The 14,632-nt window shown below is 59.4% G+C and carries 16 protein-coding genes and 1 pseudogene; 6 read left to right on the top strand and 11 right to left on the bottom strand.

Annotation, left to right across the window (positions count from 1 at the left end; genetic code table 11):
- Window positions 1-70: 70 nt before the first annotated feature.
- Complete coding sequence (locus HDC30_RS18525) at window positions 71-376, bottom strand: PepSY domain-containing protein (RefSeq protein WP_007917758.1); 306 nt, start codon at window positions 374-376, stop codon at window positions 71-73.
- A 138-nt stretch (window positions 377-514) separates the two neighbouring features.
- A complete protein-coding gene (locus HDC30_RS18530) occupies window positions 515-1,639 on the bottom strand; it encodes a glycerophosphodiester phosphodiesterase (protein WP_115984217.1) in 1,125 nt (374 codons plus the stop codon).
- Between the two features lie 222 nt (window positions 1,640-1,861).
- Between HDC30_RS18530 and HDC30_RS18535 the strand changes: the two genes are divergently transcribed.
- Window positions 1,862-2,188, top strand: a complete 327-nt coding sequence (locus tag HDC30_RS18535; protein ID WP_183784313.1) for a DUF2025 family protein — start codon at window positions 1,862-1,864, stop codon at window positions 2,186-2,188.
- 195 nt (window positions 2,189-2,383) lie between these two features.
- Here HDC30_RS18535 and HDC30_RS18540 read toward each other — a convergent pair whose 3' ends face one another.
- Together HDC30_RS18540 and HDC30_RS18545 are read right to left on the bottom strand one after the other, a co-directional pair.
- Window positions 2,384-2,698 carry an antibiotic biosynthesis monooxygenase gene (locus tag HDC30_RS18540; RefSeq protein ID WP_096795038.1) on the bottom strand — a complete coding sequence of 105 codons (315 nt, stop codon included), beginning with the start codon at window positions 2,696-2,698 and terminating at the stop codon, window positions 2,384-2,386.
- Window positions 2,695-3,396, bottom strand: coding sequence for a CTP synthase (locus HDC30_RS18545; RefSeq protein ID WP_183784315.1), 702 nt, complete (start codon window positions 3,394-3,396; stop codon window positions 2,695-2,697). The genes HDC30_RS18540 and HDC30_RS18545 overlap by 4 nt, the downstream gene beginning before the upstream one ends.
- 52 nt (window positions 3,397-3,448) lie before the next feature.
- On the opposite strand from HDC30_RS18545, the gene HDC30_RS18550 reads away from it, so the two are divergent.
- Window positions 3,449-4,390 carry a LysR family transcriptional regulator gene (locus HDC30_RS18550; protein ID WP_183784434.1) on the top strand — a complete coding sequence of 314 codons (942 nt, stop codon included), beginning with the start codon at window positions 3,449-3,451 and terminating at the stop codon, window positions 4,388-4,390.
- Here the strand turns inward: HDC30_RS18550 and HDC30_RS18555 are convergent, their stop codons facing one another.
- The 5 genes and pseudogenes from HDC30_RS18555 to HDC30_RS18570 form a co-directional block, all read right to left on the bottom strand.
- Window positions 4,391-4,924 (bottom strand): DUF1003 domain-containing protein, encoded by a 534-nt coding sequence (locus HDC30_RS18555; protein WP_027612612.1) that lies wholly within the window; start codon window positions 4,922-4,924, stop codon window positions 4,391-4,393.
- Between the two features lie 144 nt (window positions 4,925-5,068).
- Complete coding sequence (locus tag HDC30_RS29595; protein ID WP_371260358.1) at window positions 5,069-5,563, bottom strand: methyl-accepting chemotaxis protein; 495 nt, start codon at window positions 5,561-5,563, stop codon at window positions 5,069-5,071.
- Window positions 5,564-5,614: 51 nt separating this feature from the next.
- Window positions 5,615-6,475 (bottom strand): annotated as a pseudogene (locus tag HDC30_RS29600) (PAS domain-containing protein); the annotation flags it as partial.
- A 112-nt stretch (window positions 6,476-6,587) separates the two neighbouring features.
- On the bottom strand, window positions 6,588-7,637 hold the full coding sequence (locus HDC30_RS18565; protein ID WP_183784317.1) for a diguanylate cyclase: 1,050 nt from the start codon (window positions 7,635-7,637) through the stop codon (window positions 6,588-6,590).
- 156 nt (window positions 7,638-7,793) lie between these two features.
- On the bottom strand, window positions 7,794-8,402 hold the full coding sequence (locus HDC30_RS18570; RefSeq protein ID WP_183784319.1) for a TetR/AcrR family transcriptional regulator: 609 nt from the start codon (window positions 8,400-8,402) through the stop codon (window positions 7,794-7,796).
- A 216-nt stretch (window positions 8,403-8,618) separates the two neighbouring features.
- On the opposite strand from HDC30_RS18570, the gene HDC30_RS18575 reads away from it, so the two are divergent.
- Together HDC30_RS18575 and HDC30_RS18580 are read left to right on the top strand one after the other, a co-directional pair.
- Window positions 8,619-9,695, top strand: coding sequence for an MBL fold metallo-hydrolase (locus tag HDC30_RS18575; protein WP_183784321.1), 1,077 nt, complete (start codon window positions 8,619-8,621; stop codon window positions 9,693-9,695).
- A 112-nt stretch (window positions 9,696-9,807) separates the two neighbouring features.
- Window positions 9,808-11,325 (top strand): amidase family protein, encoded by a 1,518-nt coding sequence (locus HDC30_RS18580; protein WP_183784323.1) that lies wholly within the window; start codon window positions 9,808-9,810, stop codon window positions 11,323-11,325.
- A 9-nt stretch (window positions 11,326-11,334) separates the two neighbouring features.
- On the opposite strand, the gene HDC30_RS18585 is transcribed toward HDC30_RS18580, so the two are convergent.
- Window positions 11,335-11,643, bottom strand: a complete 309-nt coding sequence (locus HDC30_RS18585; protein ID WP_027612618.1) for a hypothetical protein — start codon at window positions 11,641-11,643, stop codon at window positions 11,335-11,337.
- Between the two features lie 93 nt (window positions 11,644-11,736).
- Window positions 11,737-12,504, bottom strand: a complete 768-nt coding sequence (locus tag HDC30_RS18590) for a helix-turn-helix domain-containing protein (protein WP_183784326.1) — start codon at window positions 12,502-12,504, stop codon at window positions 11,737-11,739.
- A 112-nt stretch (window positions 12,505-12,616) separates the two neighbouring features.
- On the opposite strand from HDC30_RS18590, the gene HDC30_RS18595 reads away from it, so the two are divergent.
- Complete coding sequence (locus HDC30_RS18595) at window positions 12,617-13,432, top strand: sulfite exporter TauE/SafE family protein (protein WP_183784328.1); 816 nt, start codon at window positions 12,617-12,619, stop codon at window positions 13,430-13,432.
- Window positions 13,433-13,495: 63 nt separating this feature from the next.
- The gene (locus tag HDC30_RS18600; protein ID WP_183784329.1) at window positions 13,496-14,632 is read left to right on the top strand and encodes a hypothetical protein; all 1,137 of its coding nucleotides are present in this window, start codon (window positions 13,496-13,498) and stop codon (window positions 14,630-14,632) included.

Raw genomic sequence — 14,632 nt, forward strand, 5'->3', positions numbered from 1 at the left:
TGATTCGCCGGGCAACGGACGCAAAAAAGCCGCACGATCGCTGATCGTGCGGCTTTGCTTTGGCGGTGTATCAGGTGTCTTGCTTGTTGCTCAGCACTTTGCCGGTGGTGGCATCGAAGTCGACGTCGAACTCTTTGCCGTCGGCGGTTTTCAGCTCGACTTCGTACTCGTAACCGTTGAAGTGGTTATCCAGATCGGTGTCGGTGATGGTCGCACCCGGGTGCAGTTTCAGCGCTTCGGCGTTCATCGACTCCAGCGACTTGATCTTGCCGGATTTGACCAACTCAGGGATCTGGTCGACGCGCACATCGGCCTGGGCGAGGCCAGCAGTCAGGGTCAGGGCAGCGGCGGTAAACAGGGCAGTCAAAGTTTTCATCGGGTCATTCCTTGGGTTGTTCGTTGAAGTGGGCTCAGGTTAACCACCGCAACTTAATTCACCCTTAAAACCCCACATCGCGTGCAGCGCTCTTGTGGGAGCGAGCCTGCTCGCGATGCGGACAACCCGGTCTGCTGATCAGAACCCGTTGTTCTTCAACACCTGATCAACACTGGCCGCCGCCGGGCGCTTGTAGAACTTCAACAGTTCGCTGGCGCGGTTGGTGAAGATGCCGTCGACACCCGCCGCCATGACTTTCTCGAAATCCACCGGCTCATCGACGGTGTAGACGTGCACCAGCATGCCCTGATCGTGGGTGTACTGGTTCATCCACGGTTGCACCAGATCCGAATAGCTCTGGTCGCCGCCCTTGGTCAGCCTGGCCGAAGGGCCGGTGCCGATGGCGCCCTGCGACTTGGCGAAATCAACCCATTGCTTGAATTCGGCTTCGGACTTCGGCTCCTGCTTGCCGTAGAACACGTTCTTGTCCTTCTCGCCGGATTCGGCAAAGGTCACTTTAGATTTCGGCTCGATGCTGCCTTCGCCGACCCACAGCAACAGGATTTTCGGCACTTGCGGCATTTCCTTCTGCAGCAGTTCGAGGCTGTTCTTCTCGAAGGTCTGCAGGATCACCTTGCCTTTGCCCTGACCGACGCCCAGCTCGCTCTTGGCCAGTTTCGAACCGGCCGGACTCAGCCAGCCGCGATCTTGCAGCTTCTCTTTCAGGTCATGCTCGATGCCCGGAAACAGCTGCGGCTCCTTGGTTTCGATGTAAAGACCCGGCTTGTGTTTCGGGTTGGCCTGGGCGATGTCGATGATTTCATCGAGGGTGAGGATTTTCAGCCCGGCGTAGGATGGACGCGCGCGATCCGGATAAGCCTTGTTGTACCAGCTGCCGGCGTCGAGGGTTTTCAGTTCGGCCATGGTGAAGGCGGTGGCCGGGCTGTCCTTGCGCTCCGGGAATTTGGTCGCGACGTCGGTGGTGCGTTGCAGGTTGTTGTCGTGCAGGGCGAACAGCACGCCGTCCTTGCTGCGCTGCAAATCCATTTCCAGGTAGTCGGCGCCGAGGTCGCGGGCCAGTTTGTAGGAGGCGGCGGTGGACTCCGGTGCATCGAAGGATGCGCCACGGTGAGCGATCACGGCTGGATGCGGGATGCCATGGGCGGCGGCAAGCGCGTTGACGTCAGTCTGGGCGGCGTGGGCCTGGCCGAGACCGAGCAGCAGGCTCAGCATGAGGGCGCTTTTGGTGAAAGTGGCGGGCATGTTCGAGTTCCTTTCGCAGGGCATTTTCAAAGACGTACCTTTTAACAACTGAAGCGATTGGGTGCTATCGCCAGACCGACATAAACGTATTAAAAGCGATTTTTCCTGCACTTTTGTGGCGCGGTTTGCAGTACGCTTGGCCTCGGCAGACGCCCCGGCAGAGGGCGCGCCGATTCTGTTGCCCTGCGTGTAAACCATCGATGATTTTTCGTGAGGTTTACCATGCGCATCACTTCCCAACTCATCTGTCAGGCTGCCGATGACCTCAAGGGTTTTGTCGGCCTCAACCGCAAGACCGGTCAGTACATCGTGCGTTTCAGCGAAGATTCGTTCGGCATGGACGTGGCCGATGACGGCATCATTCCCACCAGCGAGTTTGTCTGGGCGCCGGCTTCTGAGACGACCATGACCTTGAAGCGCGAGCTGATTCAGTTGCTGCTGGATCAGAACATCGATGAGCGGATCAACATCGGTGAGCCGTTGCGGGTGTACATGAGCAAGGTTGAGGTGCCGGAGATTGTGGCGGTGCGCAGTCTGGTGCAGGGCTGAAGTTTTGTAGTGGCTGTGCCGGCCTCTTCGCGAGCAGGCTCGCTCCCACATTGGATCTGTGGCGTTCACAAATCCCTGTGGGAGTCAGCCTGCTGGCGATGAGGCCAGTGAGCACACAACCAAATTCAAAACCCAAACGCGGTACCTGTGGGAGCGGGCTTGCTCGCGAAGAGGCCAGTCAGCGCGCCGTCAAAGTCACTGCCCAAACCGATACTCGCGCTCCACCCGACACACCCGCGTCTGAAACTTCGAATACCACTGCGCCCGCCCGCGCGCCTGGATCACCCGGTGCTCGGGATGCTCGCGCCAGGCCAGAATCGCCGCCTCGCTCTGCCAGTAGGAAATGGTGATCCCGACCCCGTCTTCTCCACGAATCGAATCAATGCCGAGAAACCCCGGTTGCTGGCTGACCAGTTCCATCATCCGTTCCGACGCCGCCGCATAACCGTTGTCACCCTCGGTGCGGGTCGAGGTGAAAATCACTGCAAAGCAAGGCTCTTTCGGCTTCATGGACGTTGCTCCGCACACGCTTCGACAAACGCCCGCACCAGTGGCGGGATGTTGCCCTTGAGCGCTGCGCGTTCCGGTTGAAACAGCGTGGCGACAAAAAACACATGGTCAGTCAATTCGATTGCGCGCAAGTCGCCCGCCGAATCGTGCCCCACGGCGCGTAGCTGATGGCTCAGTAAATCTCGTTCGAACTGCGGATTCACCCCGAATCGGCAGCGATAGCCTTCAAAAATTTCGGACGTTTCGTACGCCTTGGCGATCAACGAACCGGCGACCAGATGAATGCTGTCCACCGCCTCCACCAACGAACAGGTCAGCAGTGTGAGCACGGCTCGCGGTGAATCCGGCGATGTTTCGCCATGCTCGGCATCGGCCCAGCCCAGCACGTTGCGGGAAAATTCCAGCAGTGCATGCTGAAAACCACCGCAGGTGCCGAGGAAAGGGCGCTGCTGTTCGCGGGCAAAACGAATGGCCCTGAGTGCACCAGCCTCGTTTCTGTAGGGGCTGCCCGGAACGCACCAGAAACCGTCGAAGTGATCCAGCGCAGCGTCGGCGTGAATCTGCTCGGTGGGCAGCCATTCGAATTGCACATTGTGGCCGGACTGCTCGGCGATCATGCCGAGGGCAACGGGGATCGCCTGGTGGGCGGTGACTTGCGGATCGTGATCGCCGATCAGGGCGATGGAAATGGCGTCCATGGGATTTCCTTGATTTGAGTGAGTGATGAACCTCTGTGGTGAGGGTGTGCAGTTGTCGATCACCGGGGCTCACTATAGATTGGCGTTCACGCACTCAATATTGGCGTTTTCCCAAGTGATCAATGCAGCGACGCACTATCGACTCGACTACCCGGATCTGGCGCTGATCCTTGCGTTGGTGCGCGGCGGCTCTCTGGCCCGGGCTTCGCAGCTGCTCAAAGTAGACGTGTCGACGGTGTTTCGCGCGGTGCGTCGTCTGGAGTCAGCACTGGGTCAGCAATTGTTCGAAAAGAGCCGCGCCGGTTACCTGCCAACCACCCTCGCGCAGACTCTCGCCGAGCAGGCCGAACGCGCCGAGCAGGCACTGGAAGCGGCGCGGATCGGTGTCGAGCAGGGCGGCGAAGTGGTCAGCGGCACGGTGCGCCTGACCTGCACCGACTCGGTGCTGCAAGGCCTGCTGTTGCCGGCGCTGGCGCAGTTCATGCCGAACTATCCGGCGTTGACTCTCGAGCTGAGCACCTCCAACGATTTCGCCAACCTCAACCGCCGCGATGCCGACATCGCCCTGCGCCTGACGCGTACGCCGCCAGAGCATCTGGTCGGACGGCAACTGGCGAAGATTTCCTACCGGGTCTGCGCCAGTGCGCGTTATCTGCAAAACGTCGATGCGACGGATCTGGCGGCGCTGACCTGGATCGCCCCGGACGAGTTTCTGCCGGATCACCCGACCGTCGCCTGGCGCCGTCAGCAGTTGCCCGGCGTGACCCCGGCTTATCGCTGCAACAGCATGCTGTCGGTGACGGAACTGGTGCGCGGCGGACTCGGCGTGGCGGCGTTGCCGGACTTTCTCATTACCGAAGGTTTACAGGCTCTCAGCGAACCGTTGCACGGCTACGACACCGCGCTGTGGTTGCTGACCCGCCCGGACTGCCGGGCATTGCGCTCGGTGGTCACGCTGTTCGATGAACTGGGGCAGGCGCTGCGGTTGCCGTGATCAGCGTTGCGGGTTCTGGCAGATGTGCGCATGCAGTTCGCGGGTCAGGCCTTCGATGCGTTCGGTCAGGCTCTTGGTCATTTCGGTGAGGCGGGTGTTCTGCTCCAGCAGTTCGAGCAGTTGCGCGGTGGTCTGCGCAGCCTGAGCCTGGCGCTCGCTGTTGGCCACAGCCAGCGCTTCACGGTGTTGCGCGTCGGCGTCCGATTGCGCCTTGTCCCGCGCGGCTTGCCGGGTTTGTGCCAGCAGGATCAACGGTGCGGCGTAGGCCGATTGCAGGCTGAACGCGAGGTTGAGCAGGATGAACGGGTACACGTCGAAAGTGGTGATACCCGTCGCATTGAGGCACACCCACAACAGCACGATCAGGGTTTGTGCGCCAAGAAAGGTCGGCGTGCCGAAGAACCGCGCGAAGGCCTCGGCGCGCAGGGCGAACGTGTCGTTGCCGAAGGTGGTGTTGAGGTGGGCGTGGGGGCGGTGGAAGCGCAAGTGGTCGACGGGGGCGGGCGCGGGGACGTCGGGTTTTTCTGTGGTCATGATGGGCTCGGCAGGACTTGGGACTGAAGGTCACTATAGTCCTGCATCGAGGCTTATGGCCCTTTCGCGAGCAGGCTCGCTCCTACAGGGGAACGCATTCCAATGTGGGAGCGAGCCTGCTCGCGAAGGCCGCGACGCGGTCTCTCAGCCCGGCGCCCGCTCATTGGCAAACATGCTCACCGCCTGCACCGCTTCACTGGCGCCATCGCGGATCTGCAGAATCACGCTGCCGGCCTGATCCGCCAGTTCAACGCCTTGCGCCGCCCGCCCGCGAGTGCCTTCCATGCTCTTGATCGCCTGACGGGTTTCGCTCTGGATCAGGCCGATCATGTTGGAAATCTCCGCCGTCGAACCGCTGGTGCGCGCCGCCAGTTGCCGCACCTCGTCCGCCACCACCGCGAACCCACGCCCCTGATCACCGGCACGCGCCGCTTCAATCGCTGCGTTGAGTGCCAGCAGATTGGTCTGGTCGGCAATCGCACGGATGGTGTTGACGATCGCCGTGATCTGCTCCGAGCGTTCGCCAAGTTGCGCGATCAGCGTTGATGACTGCGCGATATCGTCAGCGATTTCGCGCATCTCACTGGCCGCCTGCTGGATCACCTGAGTGCCTTGCTCGGCGACTTTCCGGGTTTCCACGGAGATGTGATAAGCGGCGCTGGCGCTGCGCGCATCGTGCTCGTGCTGCTCGACACGGGCGGTGACGTCCGTGGCAAATTTCACCACTTTGCACAACCGCCCGGCAGCGTCGTACACCGGGTTGTAGTTGGCCTCCAGCCACACACTCTGGCCGCGCTTGTCGACGCGTTCGAACTGACCCTGAAACAGCTCACCCTGATTCAACCGCCGCCAGAAATCCTCGTAGGCGCTGCTGTTGACCAGCTCCGCGCGGCAGAACAAGCGGTGATGTTTACCCTTGAGTTCAGCGAGTGTGTAACCCATGCGCGTCAGAAAATTCTGGTTGGCGGTGAGAATGCCGCCGTTGAGGTCGAATTCGATCACCGCCATTGCCCGGTCGATCGCCTGCAGCTTGGCGTTGGCCTCGCTTTCCTGCTGGACTTTGGTCGTCACGTCCATGGCGAACTTGACCACTTTGACCACGCGCCCCGACGCATCCTTGATCGGGTTGTAGTTGGCTTCCAGCCAGACCGGCTGGCCTTGGCTGTTGATCCGCTCGAAGGTGCCGGACTGGAACTGGCCGTTTTTCAGGCGCGACCACAGTTCGGTGTATTGCGCGCTGCGGCCAAACTCCGCGGTGCAGAACAAGCGATGCGGCTGGCCGATCACCTGTTCGGCGCGGTAACCCATGGTTTTGAGGAAGTTGTCATTGGCCTTTAACACCACGCCTTCAAGGTCGAACTCGATCACCGCCATGGAGCGATTGATCGCTTCAAGCAGGCCGTTCTGTTCGGTGATGGTGTGTTGAAGGTCGTTGAGTTCGGACTGGTGGCGTTTGAAAAACATAGGGGCAGTACCTGGAAGTAGGGAAAGACGAGGTTTGTGTCCCTGTTTCCGCGCTGGCAGAGCAAATGCCGGGTCGGCATTTGTCATTGACTGCAAAGTGCCAGCATCCAGGCTGACGAGCCGATCTTATACAAACTGCTTTGAGTTGTACAAGAAATTGCGAATCAGTTTTTTCAAGGCTGAGGGCGCGGGCGTCTTCTTAGCCCGGACTGCTCAGCGCCACGCTGATGGTGTTACGTCCCGTGTGTTTGGCGGTGTACAGCGCTTTGTCGGCGTCATCCAGCCAGGCAACCGCGTCGCTGTACGACGGCTGAAACCGGGCCAGACCGATACTCAGGCTGACGCGCAGCTCTGGTACATCCGGGTGCCGATATTGATCCATTGCCTGACGCAATCGTTCCATTTGCGCCTCGGCTTTATTGAGTGGCTGGTCGGGCAGGATCAGGCAAAACTCGTCGCCGCCATAACGGCCGGCCCGTTCACCTTCGGCCAGCAGCCCTTTGAGTGCCTGGCTCAGCTCGCGCAGCACGGCGTCGCCAACGATGTGCCCATAGTTGTCGTTGATGGTCTTGAAATGATCGATGTCGATCAGCGCCAGAATGTCCTGGGTGTTGTTATCTCGGCACCGGGTGAAACGCGTATGGAGCAGATCCTTCCAGGCGCCGTGATTGAGCAGCCCGGTGAGGCTGTCGGTGCGGCTCAGGTCCCTGAGTGCACGTTTGTGTTGTGCAAGTTTGATCGCCAGTTGGTAACTGACCATGCCCAGGGCCAAGGGGTACAAGGTCAGCATCGGCAGGCAGGCCCAAACCTCGATTTGCGTCATCGTCAGGCTGAACTTGAAGCCGAACAGTAAACAGCCCAGCAGCACGCCGGCGATTTGGGCGAGAGCGCCCAGCAGGAACAGACGTCGTTCACCAGCGGCGACATTGTTCATGGTCATCATCGACAGGATGGTCACGGTGGTCAGCGGATTGAACTGAAAGCACGCGGTCCAGAACCCCCCGCACAACGAGTCGTACAACAGGTTGCGGCGTTCGGCGTGGTAGGGGAAGGTCGAGCGGGTCGAAATCTGGTAGGCCAGATGCGGCCAGATAAAACCGTTGAACACCAGCAGCGCCCAGAGCCAGTTCGGCATGTGCAACGGATACAGCGCGGCCGCGACGCTGAAAAAGCCGACACCCAGACCGATGATCCTGGGCAGATAAATGCGTCTGGCGAATGACAAGCCTTTGCCGCGTTGATTTTCCATGATGTCCTGCGCCAGATTCATCCTGAAATACTTTGAAGTGTTTTTTCAGGTTGACCGTTCGTCGGTCAATTGTCGGACATTGTCATTTATTCCAACGGGAATAATCAGTGTCCTTCCGAGCCATTTAATCGTGGCGGGGCGCAGGAGAGGGCCGGTTTAGAGCTGATATCTGGCCAGAAACATCTCCATGGCCGACTCGGCCACGGCTTTTTGCGTGTCTGCATCCAGCGGCGGCAGGCCCATGGAAATCTGCGGCCAGAAACCGAACGACTTCAACAGCCCTTGCACCTGCTGCGCGGCGAATTCTGCGTTCACGGTTTTCAGTCGACCATCCGCCAGCGCAGCGCGAACCCACACCGTCAGGCCTTCTTCGCGCTCGCCCATGCGCGCCACCATGTCCTGCGCGCGCTCCGGGGAATGAATGGTGGCAGCGATCGCCACCCGCGCCAGCCCGAGAAAGTTGTCATCGGCCATCATCTGCAGTTTAGCCAGCAACATGGGCAGCAGTTGCTCGCGCAGCGGCTGATCCGCGCGATAGGTCACGGCTTGCTCGTCGGTAATCCGTGCCCAGAGTTGGTTGAGAATTTCGGCGAACAGCTCTTCTTTGCTGGGAAAGTGGTTGTACACCGTGCGCTTCGACACCCCGGCGGTGGCCGCGATCTTGTCCATGCTGGTGACCTCGAACCCGTTGGCACGGAATTCGGCAATTGCCGCCTGGATGATGGCTTCGCGTTTGCGGTCGGTGAGGCGTTGTGGAGCTGTCATAAGTACGCTTCGGCAGAAAAGGGGTGGAATTACACTTGGCAGTTTACTTGTCATCACGTTTCATGCAACCTAGAAACTACACCGCCCAGTGTAATGTTGCGTTAATCCGCGCAACCTAAAAAACAGACAGTTCGGCTGATGCGTGCGTGCCTTGGCCATTTATCGTCCCACCGTGAAAAACCGTGAATTGCGCGGTTTTTCTGGAGTCTCTCAGTCATGGCCAATCCAGATTTTTCTGCGGATCAAACTTCCACGCCTGAAGCCTCTCGCCAGGATCAAGGGCTGTTCCGTAACCATGCGCCGGTGCAGCGCGAAGGTGGGCGCAAGATGCTGCGGATCATGTGGAACATGATTTTCAACAAGCCGCGCAATACCCGACCGGCCGCCGCGATCCCGGTGCAACCGCTGACCCGTGAAGAGCTGTTGGCAGCACCGAATCACAGCGTTTACCGCCTCGGCCACTCGACCCTGCTGCTGAAAATGCGCGAAAAATTCTGGATCACTGATCCGGTCTTCGCCGAGCGTGCCTCGCCCGTGCAATGGGCCGGCCCGAAACGTTTTCACCAGCCGCCGATCAGCATCGACCAGTTGCCGCCGATCGAAGCGGTGATCCTGTCGCACAACCATTACGACCACCTCGATTACCAGGCGGTACTGCAATTGGCGGCCAAAACCAACTATTTCCTGACCCCGCTGGGCGTCGGCGACACCCTGATCAAATGGGGCATCGACGCCAGTAAAGTTCGCCAGTACGACTGGTGGCAGGGCACCGAAATCGCCGGCATCCGCTTCGTTGCCACTCCCTCGCAGCACTTCTCCGGCCGCGGCTTGTTCGATAGCAACAGCACCCTGTGGGCCTCGTGGGTGATGATCGATGGCGACACACGGATCTTTTTCAGTGGCGACAGCGGCTACTTCGACGGCTTCAAACGCATCGGCGAACAGTACGGCCCGTTCGACCTGACCCTGATGGAAACCGGCGCCTACAACGTCGAATGGCCACACGTGCACATGCAACCCGAAGAAACCCTGCAGGCGCACCTCGACCTCAAGGGCCGCTGGCTGTTTCCGATCCACAACGGCACCTTCGACTTGGCAATGCACGCCTGGCATGAGCCGTTTGACCGGATTCTGGCGCTGGCCTGGGAACGTAGTGTTTCGATCACCACGCCGCGAATGGGCGAGGCGTTTAATTTGATGCAGCCGCAGCGGGGGCACACGTGGTGGCTGAATATGGAGCAGGATGTGTCGGAAAACGCCCCAATTGCTGGTAGCGGCTACAAGTCGGGATGACTTTTCCTACTGTCGGTAGTCCAGCTGGCTGACAGCTCTTTCCTATGTCCTCGGTAGGCTTGGTCGCGAGTGAATGAATCACTCGTGATTAGCCTAAACAAGGACGATAGACATGACGCATTTCTTCAAACGTCGCGTGAATACGCTGACGAAATCCATATTGGTCGCACTGGCAGCGACAGGAGTCGCTGCCAGTGCCCATTCGGCCACTGATCTTCATTACGCCAGCGTCAGTGAACTCAGCAAAATGATGGCCGACAATGAGCTCACTGCTGTTGAGCTGGTTGAACACTTTCAACAGCGAATTGCCGAGCTGGACAAGCAAGGCCCTGCTATCCACGCCATCGTCGAACTGAATTCACAAGCCATCGAAATAGCTACCGCGCTGGATAACGAGCGTAACGAGGGACAGTCGCGTGGCCCGTTGCATGGTATTCCGGTACTGCTCAAAGATAATTTTGATACCGCCGACAGCCTGCAAACCAGCGCCGGCTCCTTGGCCATGGTCGGCCAGCCGGCAGCCAACGATGCCTTTGTGGTTAAACAGCTGCGGGATGCCGGCGCGATTATTCTGGGTAAAGCCAACATGAGTGAATGGGCTTATGTGCGGGAAATGGGTTTGCCCCATGGTTGGAGCGGACGTGGTGGGCAAGGGAAAAACCCACATGCACTGAGCGAGGAGATCTGCGGTTCCAGTTCTGGATCGGCCGCTGCCGTGGCTGCCGGTTTCGCGCCGATCTCCTTGGGCACGGAAACCAACGGTTCGATCACTTGCCCGGCATCGGCCAATGGCGTAATCGGCGTCAAACCCACCTTGGGTCTGTTCAGTCGCACCGGGGTGGTGCCAATCACCCGTCTGCAAGACACCCCTGGTACTTTGACACGTACTGTCCGTGATGCGGCGATGATGTTCAACGTGTTGCAAGGCACGGATGCGGCAGACTCCGCGACATCGATCGCCCCGACAGGAATCGACTACACCGCGTTACTGGCAAACGATGCCCTGCAAGGCAAGCGTATCGGTTATCCCGCCGCTTACGAGGGAACGGACGGCGTGGTTCTGACTCCCGGAGTGGAGTTTCAGAAGGCAATGATCACACTCGAGAAACAAGGTGCGACGCTCGTGCCAGTGACCATTCGTTTACCTGATATCGATAATTTCGTACCCGGTCTGATGGGGGCGATGAAATACGAATTGCCTGAATATCTCGTCAGCCGTTCCGGTCTGCCGATCCAGTCGTTGCAGGACCTGATCGACTTCAATCAGCTCAATCCCGGCAAGGAGGGCTATGGGCAGGCCACGCTCGAAGCGATGAATGCGCTGGACATGACTCACGAACAGGCCAGCGAATTGATCTTGAGCATCAGCAAAAACTTCAAGGACGCCATTGACGAGCAACTGCGCGAACACAACCTCGATGCAATGGTTGCCGAAGCGGATGGTTACTCGCAATTTTCTGCCGCAGTGGCTGGTTATCCGGCGGTAACCCTGCCATCGGGCATGAGCGCTAACGGTATACCCACGTCCGTGTTCTTTTTCGGCAAAGCATGGAGCGAGCCGCAATTGTTCGCCATGGCCTACAGCTATGAACAAGCCTCGGCCGAGCTGCGGCACCCTGCGTTCAAGTAATCATTCCACCTAAGCAAAATCCCCACGCTCTGCAACGTTCTGCTGCATGGCCTGGGGATTCAATTTGCGACCCGGCGCAAACCCGGGAAAAAACACCAACCCTTGTGCCTCAAACCGATAAGCCAACGCCAGCCGCGTCGCATCCGCCACGTCCTGCTGCGCTTCAAACCGCTGGATATCATCCACCGCAACCTCCGCCTCGCGCGACAGTTGTTCCACGCTCCAGCCCAGCATCGCTCGGGCCTGGACGCAGTGCGTCGGGGTGAACTGGAAAAGGGCAATGCGTTCGAGGATGTGGTTCATCGCAAGAGAGGCCATGGTGTGCTCCGGGCTCAAGAGTGCTGATTGAAAATGTACTGTGTTTTTGTACAGTTGTTTTCGGCCGGGATCAAACGCATTTTTTGATTTGCCCTAGTTCGCCGCCTCCAACCAGACGGACGGTGCCTGTCCGAGGATGCGCCGGAACATCGTCGAGAACGCCGCCGGGCTCTCATAACCGAAGTCCAGGGCGATCCGCGTCACCGCTTCACCGGCCGCCAGCCGCGCCAGCGCCAGCACCACGCAGGCCTGTTGCCGCCATTGGCTGAAGCTCAACCCGGTCTGCTGCCGAAACAGTCTGTTGAAGGTGCGCAAGCTTATGTGCAACTGCCCGGCCCAGTGTTGCGGCGACTGATGGGCGTTCGGCTGAAGCAGAAAGGTCTGACACAAAGCGAGGAGCTTTCCGTCAGTCGGCAGCGGAATGTGCAAGGGCAGCGGCGCACTGCGCGCCAGTTCATGCAGCAGCAGATCGATCAGTACGCCATCGCGTCCTTCGAGGTCATAGACCAGCGGCACTTCCACCGCTTCCATCAACAAGTGCCGCATCAACAGTGAAACGCTGATCACCTGGCAGCACTCGCCCAAATTCACCGCACCCGGCTCGATGTACAAACTGCGCGTACTCACGCCGAGCATCAGCACCTCGTGCGCCACCCCCGGCGGAATCCACACCGCCCGTTGCGGCGGCACTACCCAATTGCCGTCATGGGTACGGACCTGCATTACCCCGGTGGCGCCGTACAACAACTGCGCCCGTCGATGCGTATGAAATGGCAACAGATGGCCGTGGGAATAATCTGTACCGATCGCCACCACCGGGCGCGGTGTGTGATCCAGCAGATTGATCGAAACATTGCGCATCGAGCGTTTCCCGGTAGTTGGCGTAAACGCAAACATTATTGGCTGAGTTGCTGAAGCAGGCCAAGCCGCGTCGTTCTATCGTCGACCGCTCGCCACCACCGGAAGACGCGTCATGTTTTACCTTCTGCTGACTCTCTTCGGCTGCCTGACCGGCATCACCGCCGTCCTGTTCGGCTTCGGCGGCGGCTTCGTCGTCGTGCCGCTGCTCTACCGCATGCTCACCGCCAGTCACGGCGCCGACGACCCCATCAGCCAATCGGCCATGCACATCGCCGTCGCCACCTCGACCTGCGTGATGATCGTCAACGCCCTGATCGCCACCGACAAACACCGCCGCGCCGGCAACCTGATCCGCCATTACCTGTGGCCCCTCGGCGGCTTCATCGCCCTGGGCGCGATCATCGGCGCGATCGCCGCGGTGTGGGTCAGCGGCGAGGTCATTCGCTACGCCTTCATCGCCTACCTCGGCGTGACCATCATCGACTGCCTGCTGAGGCGCGGCTTCCTCGCCCGCAGCGAAGGCGTCATCCCACGCCGATTGAATCGCAAGGAAATATCCGCCGGCGGCGTAGGCATCGGCGCCATCGCCACGTTCCTCGGCGTAGGAGGAAGCGTCATGACCGTACCGCTCCTGCGGCGCTGCGGACTGAGCATGTCCCAAGCCACATCCATGGCGAACCCGTTGAGCGTGCCGGTAGCCGTGGCCGGGACGCTGACATATATGGCACTGGCCGGTTTCAGCGAGACGGATCTGGGCGTGTGGTTTGTCGGGTATGTGGATTTGCTGGCGTTTGCGGTGCTGACGCTGGGATCGTTGGTCGGTATTCGGTTGGCCACACCGTGGATCGGTCGGATACCGGATCGGGTGCATGCTTGGGTGTATATCGCACTGCTGATCATCGTGATGCTGGGCATGCTGCTCAAGTAGAGCCTCGATTCCTGCGCACATCCTCTGCATACTCCGCAGCCTCATTCATTCAGGGATCGATCCATGCTCAAGGGACTGCTGCGCCTGGCGCCATACGCTGCGGCGCTGTTCACACTGATTTCCACCGCCCATGCCGAAGATGGCCGACGCGTGTTCACCGGTACGCTGGGCAAGATGCCGATTGTGGTGGAGCTCAACACCACGCAGCAGGACGAAGTCACCGGCCGCTACTTCTACGAGAAGTATCACCGCGACCTGGAACTCAGCGGCTCGCTGCAGGACAGCACGTTGAACCTGGTTGAAGGCAACAACCGCTATGGCGACGACAAACCGCTGCCCACCCTGAAGTTGAAATCTACCGCCAATGGCTGGCAGGGCGAATGGCAAAACCCCAAGGGCAAAAAGCTGCCGGTGCAACTGACCGAAGCCAAACTTCCTGCGCCGAGCGCAACTACGCTGCCCTTTATTGCCACTTTGCCGAAGAGCGATCCCTACGAGTATTTGCGCTTGCAGGGACTCAAACTCAAACCGGAGAAGAAAGAAAACTTCATGGGCTACGACCTGCAATGGTGGACGGAGCCTGAGTCGAAGATATCGTTGTTCAGTGTCGAGTCCGGCTATACGAAAGAAGAGCAGCAGCGGATTAATAACCACCTGCTCGGACGGCTCTGGACTGAAGTCATCGACTATCACCGCTGCATGATGGATGGCGGGGAATATGCCGAGTTCGATCAAGGGGCTGCCCCGGAGTTTCTCTCGCCGGATGTGGTCAGCCTGGACATTTCCACCGGTTACAGCTGCGGCGGTGCCCACCCGGATTTCGGCAGTTCGCCAATCAACCTCGACGTCCACACCGGCGAATTGTTGAAACTCAAAGATGTACTGTGGATTGGTGAACCGAATAGCGCGGCCACCGAATACGATCAGCTGAAAGTCATGGCGCCGTGGCTGGTCAAACAGTTCACCACGCTCTATCCCGAAGAGATGAAGAAGCCCGCCGAAGACGATGGCAACTGCGATTACACCGATGAAAGTGTCTGGGGCTATTCCAACTGGCACTTCACGCCGAAGGGGATTTACCTGGGCGCTTACTTCGCCCGTTACCAACGTAACTGCGACAACCCCGATTGGTCAGTGCTGCCGTACTCGCTGGTCAACCAGCACCGTGGCGCAGCCAAACTGCAATTGCCCAAAGGCTAA

This window comes from Pseudomonas sp. JAI115 (assembly GCF_014200835.1).
Taxonomy (GTDB): domain Bacteria; phylum Pseudomonadota; class Gammaproteobacteria; order Pseudomonadales; family Pseudomonadaceae; genus Aquipseudomonas; species Aquipseudomonas putida_A.